The following is an 11,492-nucleotide window of genomic DNA, read 5'->3' as shown; positions in this document are numbered from 1 at the left end:
CGCTCAGCAACCCTCGAATTCCGGTTTGCGCTTTTCAAAAAAGGCCATGGAACCCTCGCGGAAATCCTTGCTGCGAATCAGCCGGTTCTGGATTTCCGCTTCCAGCGCCATCACCGACTCCAGGTCATAGGACTGCGCCTCCCGCAGAATCTGCTTGGAATACTGCAGGGTAAGCGGTGCAGCCGCGGCCACCTGTCGCGCAAACTGCGTCGCCTGCACCAGCAGCTCTTCCGCCGGCACCACGCGATTGGCAAGCCCCAGCTCGACACAACGTGCAGCGGCGAGTTTCTGCGAAAGCGCGATCATTTCATAAGCGCGCTTGCTGCCCAGCTGCTCCAGCAAAAATTTGTGCGCGCCGCCATCGGGGATAAGGCTGATCGCACCGAACGCGGAGTACAGGTACGCATCCTCCGCCATCACGATCAGGTCGCACGCCATTGCCAGCGATGCACCGAAACCCGCCGCCGCACCATTGATCGCACACACAAAAGGCTTGGGCGATTGCTTGATCGCGAGTATCAGCGGGTTGTATTCCTCGTTGAGCAGGCGGGTGACAAAGCCGTCCTGGTCCGAACCGGGGAGACGCTCAGTCAGATCCGCCCCTGCACAAAACCCCTGCCCCGACGCTGCCAGCACTACGGCTCGCACACTTTTGTCGGCGCTGGCCTTTGCCACCGCCTCGCGCAGTTCCAGACGCAATTTCTGATTGAGCGAATTGCGTACCTGCGGACGGTTCAGGGTGATCGTGGCAATTTCCTGTTCAACGCTGCACAGGACGGTTTCAAACAATTCCATAAAGAATTCCTTATTTGTGCAGCTCAAACCGTTTCCGGTGAACGGGCACAAGCCACGGTGCCCTGCGCCTCCAACTGTTCTATATCGTCCCCGCGGATTCCGAGCGCGGTGAGTACCGCCCGGGTATCCGCCCCCTGCTGGCGCCGGCCGTGCAATACCGACGAAGGCGTACGACTGAAACGCGGCGCCGGCGCCGGTTGCAGATAGCCATCGACGGGGAGGTAGCTGTCGCGGGCACTGTTGTGGGGATGATGGGGGGCTTCATCGGCGCTCAATACCGGGGACACGCAGGCATCACTGTCTTCCAATAGCGCACACCACTCGTCGCGGGTCTTCTGGCGGAAGGCCTCTGCCAGCTCTTGTTTGAGCCCCTGCCACTGGCTGGGATCTGCCTGCGCGCTGCTGTTGAACACGGTTTTATCCAGCCCGACCAGTTCCACAAAGCGGGAAAAGAAGTGCGGTTCTATTGACCCCAGTGCCAGATATTTGCCGTCGGCGGTTTCGTAGGTGTCATAGAAAAACGCCGCACCGTCCAGCAGATTGCTTTCGCGCTCTGCCAGATTCCACAGACCCACGGCGTTAAAGCTGTGGCACATCCACATCAGGTTGGCGACACCGTCCACCATCGCCGCATCCACCACCTGGCCCTTGCCGGAGCGCCCGGTCTCCAGTAACGCACCGAGAATGCCCATCACCAGAAACATCGAACCACCTCCGAAGTCGCCCACCAGGTTGAGCGGCACCACAGGCCGCTCCCCCTTGCGACCGATGGCATGCAGGGCGCCGGTGAGGGAAATGTAATTGATGTCGTGGCCGGCATTTTTCGCCAGCGGGCCATCCTGGCCCCAGCCGGTCATGCGCCCGAAGATCAATTCAGGATTGACCGCGAAGCACTCCTCCGGACCAATGCCGAGCTTTTCCATAACACCGGGACGGAAGCCTTCAATTAATACATCCGCGGTGGATACAAGCTTCAGGAAGAGCTCGCGACCGCGCTCGCTCTTGAGGTCCAGCACCACGGATTTTTTGCCGCGACGACTCATGTCCTTGGCGTACATGGGATCGGCATTGAGACTGCGGTCTACGCAGATCACCTCCGCTCCCATATCCGCCAACAACATACCCGCCATGGGACATGGCCCCATTCCCGCCAGTTCGATTACGCGAAATCCACTGAGTACGCCCATGGTGGCCTCCCGTTAGCGCGGCTGCATGCGGATACCCGCATCCATGCGGATACACTCGCCGTTGATATAGTCGTTTTCCACGATATGCGCGGACAGCGCCGCGATCTCGCTGGTCTTGCCCAAACGTTGCGGGAAAACGGTGGAAGCTTCGAGGGACTTGTAATAGGACTCTTCCACGGTTTCAAACAGCGGCGTATGGATCAGGCCCGGAACAATGGTATTCACGCGAATGCCGTAGCTCGCCAGCTCTCGCGCCATCGGCAGAGTCATACCAACCACCGCCCCCTTGGTCGCACTGTAAGCCACCTGGCCTATCTGCCCCTCGTAGGCGGCGACCGATGCGGTGTTGATGATTACCCCACGCACGCCGTCTTCATTTACCGGCCCATTGGCGGCCATACGCTCCGCCGCCAGGCGTGCCATATTGAAGGTGCCCACCTGGTTGACCATCACCACTTTCATGTAGGTATCCAGCGGGTGCGGACCATTCTTGCCGTAGGTTTTACACGCGGAACCGATACCGGCGTAGTTGTTGAGGATATGCAGTGCACCAAAGGTCTCGATCACCTGAGTGATCCCCGCCGCCGCGGACTCCTCATCGGCGACATTTACCTTGCAAAAAATGGCGCGCTCGCCGAGGGATTCGGCCAGTGCCTGCCCGCCCTTTTCATCCAGATCAAAAATCGCCACATTGGCGCCGTCAGCAATATAGCGTTCTACCGTGGCCTTGCCGAGACCAGAGGCGCCGCCGGTAACAATGGCTGTTTTATTCTTGATATCCATAGTTTTTAATCCCGGAGTTTTTAAAGTCTGTCGACAAAAGGTTTGAAATCCTGCTGGAGGAAATCCCGGCTGATCAGTATTTTCATGACCTCGGAAGTCCCAGCATAAATACGCGTAACACGAGCATCGGTATACATTCTGGAGATGGGGTACTCATCCATATAACCGGAACCGCCATGCAGCTGTACACCCTCATCCACCACCTTGCACAGTAACTCACTGGTGACCAGTTTTGCCTTGGCCGCATCCACTGCAGTCAAGGCCCCTTCGTTCACCGCGGCCACGCACTGATCGATATATACCTGCTGCATATCGAGTTCCGCGCGCAGCTCCGCCAGCTTAAACTGGGAGTTCTGGAAGTCCGCCAGTGAGCGACCGAACATCTTGCGCTCACGCACAAACTCCAGCGTCAGGTCGAAAGCCTTCTGCGCCGCGGCGATAAACTCCGTGGCGGCGATAAGACGCTCCTCCGCCAGAGCCTCCATCAAATGGGAAAACCCGCGGGTTGGATCACCCAGCACATTCGCTTTCGGGATACGCACATTGTTGAAAAACAACTCGGCAGTGTCCTGGGCCTTTTTGCCCATCTTTTTCAAGTTACGGCCGCGCTCGAATCCGTCCATGCCGCGCTCCACCAGAAACAGTCCGATCTGGCGGGGGTTGTTTACCGGATCGGTTTTTGCCGCGACGATCACCAGGTCGGCATTAATACCGTTCGAGATAAACGTCTTGCTGCCATTCAGCAGGAAGTGGTCCCCCTGATCGATTGCCGTGGCGCGCATGCCGGCCAGGTCGCTGCCCGCATCCGGCTCGGTCATGGCGATGGCGAGAATGGTATCGCCGCGCACACAGTCCGGCAGGAAGCGCTGCAACTGTTCCTCTGTTCCGAAACGCTTCAGGTACGGGCCTACAAGACGGCTGTGCAGGGTGGTGTACCAGTCGCCGGTGAGGGCGTACTGGTTTTCCTCGATGATGATCTGCTCAAAGCGGAAATCATCGTCTCCAAGACCACCGTATTGCTCCTCCGGCCACACCATCAAGAATCCCATCTCTCCCGCCTTGCGGAAGGCCTGGCGGTCGACGATACCCGCCTCGCGCCAACCTTCCATGTAGGGCACGATTTCCTCGTGCAGGAACTTGCGGTAGGCATCGCGGAACATCACCTGTTCTTCGGTGAAATTTCTCTTCAGCATGCCCGTGTCCTCAGCGGAAGGTTTGCCCTTTGGCCTGGGTATCGGCGACGATTGCCGGCGGCAGGAAGCGATCGCCATACTGCGCCGCGAGCGCGTTGGCGCGGTCGATAAATTTCTGCAAGCCGTAGGTGTTCACGAACTGGATAAAGCCACCGGTCCACATGGGAGCACCGATACCCAGCAGCGACCCCACGTTGCCATCCGCCACGCTGCGCAGCACGCCTTCCTGCAGGCACTTCAAACTTTCGATCACCTGGCGGAACAGCAACCGGTCCTTGATATCATCCGCGGACATGTCCACGTCTGCGTTGAAATAGAGTTCGTAGAGCTTCGGCCAAACCTGTTTGCTGCCATCGGCGGCGTACTCGTAGTAACCGCCACCGTGGTAGCGGCCACCGCGGCCGAACTCACTGATCAAACGCTCGCACACTTCGATATTGCAGCTGTTATCGCCTTTGCTACCCAGCACACCCATGGCGCGGTGAGTTTCCGCCGCCTTGCGGGTAAGCTCCTGACTCACTTCGTCCTGAATGGTCAGCGGACCGACCGGCATGCCCACCTGCTTGCCCATGGCATCGATCAGTACCGGGTCTACCCCTTCCACCAGCAGGCGCGCACCTTCATCCAGGAAGGTGCTGAAAACGCGGGAGGTAAAGAAACCGAGGGAATCGTTGACCACGATCGGTGTCTTGCGAATCTGCTGCGCGTAGTCAAAGGCCTTGGCCAGGGTCTCGTCACTGGTCTGGTTTCCGCAGATGATTTCGATCAGCGGCATCTTGTCAACCGGGGAGAAAAAGTGGATGCCGATAAAGCTTTCCGGCTTCTTGCTCACTTCCGCAAGCTGGCTAATCGGCAGCGTCGAGGTATTGGAACCAAACACCCCGCCCTCGGCGAGGAAGGGCTCCGCCTCCTGGGTTACCTTTGCCTTCAGTTCGATATTCTCGAACACGGCTTCCACAATCAGATCGCAACCCTGCAGATCCTCGTACTTGTCAGTAGCCTTGATCAGGTTCAGCAGCTGCTGCTTTTCCTCTTCGGTCGCCCGGCCGCGCTCAATTTGCTTATCCAGCAACTTGGCGGAGTAGGCCTTGCCTTTTTCTGCCGCTTCCACGCTGATGTCTTTCAACACCACTTCGATACCACTGCGTGCCGAGGCGTAGGCGATACCCTGCCCCATCATGCCAGCGCCGAGGATACCGACCTTTTTCACCGACGTTTTCTCGATACCTTTGGGACGGCTGGCTCCGCTCTTGACGCTGTTCATCTGGAAAAAGCCGGTGGTGATCAGGTTCACCGCCTGGGGAGTGGTGATCAGATACGCCAGGGCACGGGATTCGTAGCGCAGCGCGGTGTCGATATCCACGGTAACCGCCTGCGCCGCCACATCCAGAATTTTCTCCGGCGCCGGCAACAGGCCGCGGGTTTTCTTGAACAGCATCGCGGGGGCACTGGAGAGGATCGCGCTCGTCTTCGGGCTCCAGATATCACCACCGGGCACCCTGTGTCCCTTCTGGTCCCAGGGTTGCACCGCTGCCTGCGGATTTTCTGCAATCCATTTCTTCGCCGCCGAAACCAGATCTTCGGTCACCTCGATTAGCTGATCCACAAGACCGGCCTCAAGCGCTTCGCGCGCTTTCATATGCTTGCCTTCCAGCAGGATCGGCAGTGCCTTTTCCAGGCCGAGCATGTGGATAGAGCGCACCACGCCGCCACCACCGGGCAGCAATCCCAGTGTCACTTCGGGAAGGCCGATGGACACCTTGGGCGACTTCCAGGCAATGCGGTGGTTACAGGCCAGGCAGATTTCCAGACCACCGCCCAGCGCCGCGCCGTTGATCGCCGCAACCACTGGCACCGGCAGCTTTTCCAGGCGACGCAACGGTGCCTTCACGCCAGATTCAATCATTTCAAACTGTTCGGGCTCACCGCCCGGCGCCACACTGGAAAGTGCCTTGAGATCACCACCGGCAAAGAACGTACTCTTGGCGGAGGCCAGCACCACGCCGGTCAACCCATCTTCTTTTTCCAGGCGATTCAGGGTTTCCGCCATACCAGCACGGTACTGTTCGTTCATGGCATTGACCGGGCCATCCATATCCATGGTGACGGTCACGATACCGTTGCTGTCTTTGTCGTAGATAAATCCGTTGTATTTGTCAGCCATTGCTCTCACCGTTTCAAATTTGTTAATGGTCGTTAGCCGTTACACGCGCTCGATAATGGTGGCGATGCCCTGGCCACCGCCTACACAGAGTGCAACCAGACCGCGTTTGAGATTGCGTCTTTCCAGTTCGTCGAGCATGGTGCCGATCAGCATGGCACCGGTGGCGCCCAGCGGGTGCCCCATGGCGATGGCACCGCCGTTGACGTTGGTGATTTCGTGAGAGATATCCAGGTCCTTCATGAATCGCAGCGCCACCGCGGCGAAGGCCTCGTTGATTTCGAACAGGTCGATATCGCTGGTGGTCATACCGGCTTTGGCCAGCGCCTTTTTCGCCGCCGGGCCGGGACCGATCAACATGATGGTGGGGTCGGTAGCCAGTACCGCGGTGGCAACAATACGGCCGCGAGGCGTCAGGCCCAGGTCCTTGCCAACTTTTTCATTGCCGATCAGTACAGCGGATGCGCCGTCCACGATGCCGGAAGAGTTCCCCGGGGTATGCACATGGTTGATGGCCGGCAGGCGCGGGTATTTGCGCAGCATCAGGTCGTCAAAACCGATACCACCCATGCCGGCGAATGACGGCTTCAGCTGGCCGAGAATGTCCAGTGTGGTATTGGGCTTGATGAATTCATCCCTGGCAAGAATGGTCATGCCGTTCAGATCTTTTACCGGTACCACTGAGCGATCGAAATACCCTTCACTTTGCGCTTTTGCCGCGCGCTGCTGAGAAGCAAGCGCATAGCTGTCCACAGCCTCGCGATCCCAGCCTTCGATCGTGGCGATGGTGTCCGCACCAATTCCCTGGGGAACAGAGCCATCGTGTACGTTGACTTCCGGATCGTTGAGCCAGGCACCGCCGGCAACACCCATGGGTACCCGCGACATGGATTCCACACCACCGGCCACCACCAGGTCTTCCCAACCGGAGGCGATTTTCATCGCGGCGATATTTACCGCCTCTAAACCGGAGGCACAGAAGCGGTCCAGCTGAACACCGGCAACGCTTTCATCCCAGTCGGCGAACTGCACGATCGTCTTGGCAATATCGCCGCCCTGCTCACCCACCGGGGAAACACATCCCATCACCACGTCATCGACGCGGCTGGTGTCGAGATCAAAGCGGCCCTGCAATTCCCGTAACAGGCCCGCGCCCAGAGCAACCGGCTTTACCTCGTGCAGGGAGCCGTCTTTTTTTCCTTTGCCCCGCGGAGTGCGGATAGCGTCGTAGATATAGGCCGTATGAGTCATCGCTGATTCCTGTTATTCCCAATGTGTTTTACAAATCGAAATATGAACCTTTTATGCATTATGGTGTGCGAAAACCCAGCCCAACAAGAACATACCGCCCCACAAATTGACATTTTGTTCCCGGTGCGCAAAATGCAATTGGCTGCACAAAAAATATAAGAGGCGCAGATGCAGGATTTCTCCATCCCGGTTTCATTTCTACACGCCGTGTTACGCTTCGCCCCAGCGCACGGACTGAGCCCCGATAAACTGTTACAGCGCTGCGGTATTCCTCCGAAAATCCTGCAGGATGAAACCGCGCGTGTAAGTGCCCGCCAGTATGCGGACCTGCAGACCCTCGCCATGCGGGAAATGGGGGATGAAATTCTCGGCTACACCCAGCCAGCGATGAAATTGGGGACCGGCGCAGCACTGTCACACTGGATGATCCACACCCGCAATCTCGGCCAGGCACTGAAACGCTACTGCCATTTCTACGGCATGATCGAACGCGGACTTAAGCCCCAATTGTTGCTGACTGCGGACATGGCACATCTGCGGTTTTCGCTCTGGGATACCCAGACGCAACCAGAGCCGTACGCCTTTGAGATGGTGATGTTTGGCCTGCACCGATTCGCATCCTGGCTCACCCGTCACAACCTGCGCCTCAGCCAGGTGACCCTGAACTATCCCGCGCCGGAGCATGCCCGCGAATACCGGGCAATTTTTCTTGGTGCCCCCATCACGTTTTCCGCCGAGCATTGCGAACTGCAATTCCGCCGCGACCTGCTGCAGAAGCCGATTCGCCAGACCCAGGAGACCCTAGACGAGTTTCTGCGCCATCCGCAGCGCAACCTGTTGCTCGGCAACTACAACCTGCAGAGCTGGATTGGTCGAACCCGCTCGATACTGCGACAGAATATGATTGAGATGCCCACGCTGGTGGATGTGGCCGAGAGTCTTGGCACCAGTCCAAAACGACTTCGCCAGCAACTGGGTGACGAAGGCATCCGCTATGGAGAGCTCAAGGAACAGTTGCGCCGTGATGTTGCCATGCAACACTTGGCTGACGGCGAAATGTCGGTAGAACAGGTGGCATTTCTCACAGGCTTTGCCGAATCTGCCACCTTCATCCGCGCTTTCCGAAAGTGGACCGGCTATACGCCACACGCCTACCGCAAGAAGTACTACTGAATCCAACTCGAAAATATCCGATAAAAAAAGGCCGCCCCTAGGGCGGGCGGCCAAGTCCACATTAACAACAGGCGTGTGGTGATGACATCAATGGTGCATCAGAGTTAAAGCGTCTTCATGTATTCAATCAGCGCATAGCGCTCTTCATCCGTGAGAGACTGGGTGAATTCATGCCCCTGGTTACCCATACCATAAAGGTAACTGTTAAAGATCATACGTGACTTGATCTGCTTGTCGGTAATCGGAGGCGGAGACTGGTAAGCGAGTGAATTGAATTCCGCCACCTTGTTGGCCACGTTGGCAAACAGAATATCCGGCGTCGCCATATCGTTGGTACAGGGCAGGAACGGCGAAGTCAGGAAATTGTTACTGCACTCCAGTGCCTCATACTTCCAACCCAACTTGTTCCAGTCAAAGGCGGCAAAGCTCATATCCAGGCCACGGTTTTTGCCGTAAATACCGGCTGTGGTCTGCTGGCGCTTCCAGATTCGCGCGCGGTCCGATGGCTTGAGTACACCCCACAGATCCGGAACACTACCGTTGTGGAAGAAGGGTGCATTACCCCACACGCCATACAGCGGCGGTGCGATATAACCAAAAGGCTCAATCCACTCGTTCGGCCCCATTGGCGAGAATACCGGCCCTTCGCCGCGATCGTAGGCGGCGCGCGGTACACGGTTAAGCGCACTGACGACCAGGCTGTCCACAAAGCCGGTGTGGTCCGGGCTGAGGTCGTTATAGGCGAAGAATGAAGTATTCCAGGCACGGCGCTTCTTCTCATCTGCCATCAGTAGAGCCCGCTGGGGATCGGTGCCAATCGTTTCCAGCGGCGTGATTACCCCAGCAACACCTTTGAGGCGCGGGTCGGGCAAATAGTTGCTGTCGGCGGCGTGACGAGGTGAATAAACGCCGTGGCAACTTGCACATGAGCCGTTGCCGGGCGCTTTCGGAATTTCCGCATTGGCGCCATTGGCCCACAGATCGCGCTCGTGGAACAGAACTGCGCCCTGTTCTGCCAGCGTCGTATTGATCGCCTTGGGATAGCTGGGGGGCGACATGGAAATCAGGAAGTTGTCGATATCCTCAAATTCCGGGGTCAACGCGCGCCGCTCTTCAGAGTTACGAGTGAGGTTGGCCATGCCGAACGCCGCTTCCGAGCGCACATTATCCGAGGTCAATGCACCGTCCCAGAACTGACGGGTCTTGAACGCACGGTGATACCAATGCGGTGCCTTGCTCTGCCCACCGGCGTGGCTGGGGAAATATTCCAGCAGGCTCGGGGCCAGCATCATGGTATCCATGTCAAACAGGGCCGGCAGATAATCGATAATGCCGATCGCATCGGTGTTGCCGCGGTTCACACTCCAGGGAATGGGAGCCAGTTGTAGCGGCTCGGTGAATACATTGGCCCGGAACAGGTCGGACTGGATCAGGCCGGCATCAATAGAACCGTTGGCTCGCCCCCAATGGAAATAGGATTCGCTATCGCTGCCGATCTTGGAATCGTGACAACCGGAACAGGATGAAGCGATCATACCCGTGTACTGGCCGTCTTCATCCTTGACCTGAACCAGCCCCATCGGCAACTGGCCGCTGCCACCATTGGTCCACTTGGGGTTTTCCCAAGGGTAGGGATAGGGGTTGTTAAAAGGTGCCTTGGTGAGACCGTAGCGCTTGATGACCTGGTCATCAAAATCAGAGGGGCGAAGCAAATAGCCCCAAGTCTTATACAGGCTGTAATAGGCCTGCGAGGTACTGAAGAACTGGAAATAATCACGAGTTTCGAGATTGTTTTTGCCTCTCGCGACACTCGCACGGAACTCACCACAGGTAGTGGGGTTCGCCGGAAGCTTTTGCGGGTCCTGAATAAAAGGTTCCGGTGGGTTGTGCAGGTCTACCCAGTAGGCATTGAACTGCACCGCGGAGTTCGGATTGTTCACGCCCGGCACGACAAGTGTCCGCGGGTCCAGAGGAATCGGCGCGCTGTCTGGCTGGCCATTACAGCCCGCTGTCAGCGGCGATCGGACATACTGTTGATCTAATAGTGGCAACTCATCACTGACAGCCAGACCGGGCAACGCCAGCCCTGAAACTGCCAGCAAAACTGCGGGCAAGCCAGCGCCCTTCGTTTTCTGACGAACCATCGGAATATCTCCAAAAGTTGTTATCTTTATGCTTTTGGATGCATCAGTGTTTCACACCGAACGCAGCATCTCACCATCGTGATTCACGATAGGGAAACCGATGATTTTTTACTTCGTCCGAATGGATGAATTTCTGAAAATATGGCGCTTATGCTAATTCTAAGCCACACCACAAGTCTGATTTTGTGACAGATATTTAGCGTGAGCGGAATCGCATCACGCCTGCAGGCGCACGAGAAAAAATACCAGAGGGCGCAGGTTTCCTTTCTGATCCATCACACCCACCACCAGATCCTCGGTGACTTTGCGAAAGTGATCGAATACCGGGCTTTTGTCGTAAATCATGGTGGCGGTGGCAATGCCGCGAAACACCACTTCCCGCAATGAGGCCGCGCCGAGAACGTCGTTGACAACACGCTCACCTGCGTCATTCAGACTGATTATCGGGTTGACATCATTGGCACTGGTAAAACGTTTGCCATGCCATGCCATTGCCTTCAACTGCTTTTCTACCGGATGATTGTGGCTCAGGATTCCGCCGGTCCAGTCACCCAACATCCGCATTGCGGGCATTGCCGGCAGACTGTCAAAAAATGCGAACAGCTGTTCATCCGTCACCGCACTCTCTTGCAGGTGCTGGAATTGCGCAACCAGATAATTACCTTGGGTTTCCAGTACGGTATCCATAAATCTTCCTCAGTAATTGTTGTTATCTGGCATCATCAGTACCGGCTTGATTGCCGCGCCGGTGGAAAGATCGGCGAGCGCCTGATTGATATTGGTAAAAGGATAGGTTCGCACCAGT

At 57.1% G+C, this 11,492-nt stretch carries 9 protein-coding genes; 1 reads left to right on the top strand and 8 read right to left on the bottom strand.

The window, feature by feature from the left end; all coding sequences use genetic code 11:
- Nucleotides 1-3: 3 nt before the first annotated feature.
- Genes VIL80_RS03600 through VIL80_RS03575 form a run of 6 tightly spaced genes read right to left on the bottom strand, consistent with a single transcriptional unit; the run spans nucleotide 4 to nucleotide 7,370 of the window.
- Nucleotides 4-795, bottom strand: coding sequence for an enoyl-CoA hydratase/isomerase family protein (locus tag VIL80_RS03600; protein WP_332034792.1), 792 nt, complete (start codon nucleotides 793-795; stop codon nucleotides 4-6).
- 23 nt (nucleotides 796-818) lie between these two features.
- Entirely contained in the window at nucleotides 819-1,982 is a 1,164-nt protein-coding gene (locus tag VIL80_RS03595; RefSeq protein ID WP_332034791.1) for a CaiB/BaiF CoA transferase family protein, read from the bottom strand.
- Nucleotides 1,983-1,994: 12 nt separating this feature from the next.
- Nucleotides 1,995-2,765, bottom strand: a complete 771-nt coding sequence (locus VIL80_RS03590) for an SDR family NAD(P)-dependent oxidoreductase (protein ID WP_332034790.1) — start codon at nucleotides 2,763-2,765, stop codon at nucleotides 1,995-1,997.
- 20 nt (nucleotides 2,766-2,785) lie between these two features.
- On the bottom strand, nucleotides 2,786-3,958 hold the full coding sequence (locus VIL80_RS03585; RefSeq protein WP_332034789.1) for an acyl-CoA dehydrogenase family protein: 1,173 nt from the start codon (nucleotides 3,956-3,958) through the stop codon (nucleotides 2,786-2,788).
- Nucleotides 3,959-3,968: 10 nt separating this feature from the next.
- On the bottom strand, nucleotides 3,969-6,122 hold the full coding sequence (locus tag VIL80_RS03580) for a 3-hydroxyacyl-CoA dehydrogenase NAD-binding domain-containing protein (RefSeq protein ID WP_332034788.1): 2,154 nt from the start codon (nucleotides 6,120-6,122) through the stop codon (nucleotides 3,969-3,971).
- Nucleotides 6,123-6,161: 39 nt separating this feature from the next.
- Nucleotides 6,162-7,370, bottom strand: coding sequence for an acetyl-CoA C-acetyltransferase (locus VIL80_RS03575; RefSeq protein WP_332034787.1), 1,209 nt, complete (start codon nucleotides 7,368-7,370; stop codon nucleotides 6,162-6,164).
- 168 nt (nucleotides 7,371-7,538) lie between these two features.
- Between VIL80_RS03575 and VIL80_RS03570 the strand changes: the two genes are divergently transcribed.
- Nucleotides 7,539-8,543 carry an AraC family transcriptional regulator gene (locus VIL80_RS03570; protein ID WP_332034786.1) on the top strand — a complete coding sequence of 335 codons (1,005 nt, stop codon included), beginning with the start codon at nucleotides 7,539-7,541 and terminating at the stop codon, nucleotides 8,541-8,543.
- A 104-nt stretch (nucleotides 8,544-8,647) separates the two neighbouring features.
- On the opposite strand, the gene roxA is transcribed toward VIL80_RS03570, so the two are convergent.
- Together roxA and VIL80_RS03560 are read right to left on the bottom strand one after the other, a co-directional pair.
- On the bottom strand, nucleotides 8,648-10,687 hold the full coding sequence (gene roxA / locus VIL80_RS03565) for a rubber dioxygenase RoxA (RefSeq protein WP_527250101.1): 2,040 nt from the start codon (nucleotides 10,685-10,687) through the stop codon (nucleotides 8,648-8,650).
- A 216-nt stretch (nucleotides 10,688-10,903) separates the two neighbouring features.
- Entirely contained in the window at nucleotides 10,904-11,374 is a 471-nt protein-coding gene (locus VIL80_RS03560) for a DUF4334 domain-containing protein (RefSeq protein WP_332034784.1), read from the bottom strand.
- Nucleotides 11,375-11,492: the final 118 nt, after the last annotated feature.

Source organism: Microbulbifer sp. (assembly GCF_036563125.1).
Classification (GTDB): domain Bacteria; phylum Pseudomonadota; class Gammaproteobacteria; order Pseudomonadales; family Cellvibrionaceae; genus Microbulbifer.
This window is presented reverse-complemented; position numbering and strand designations above follow the sequence as displayed.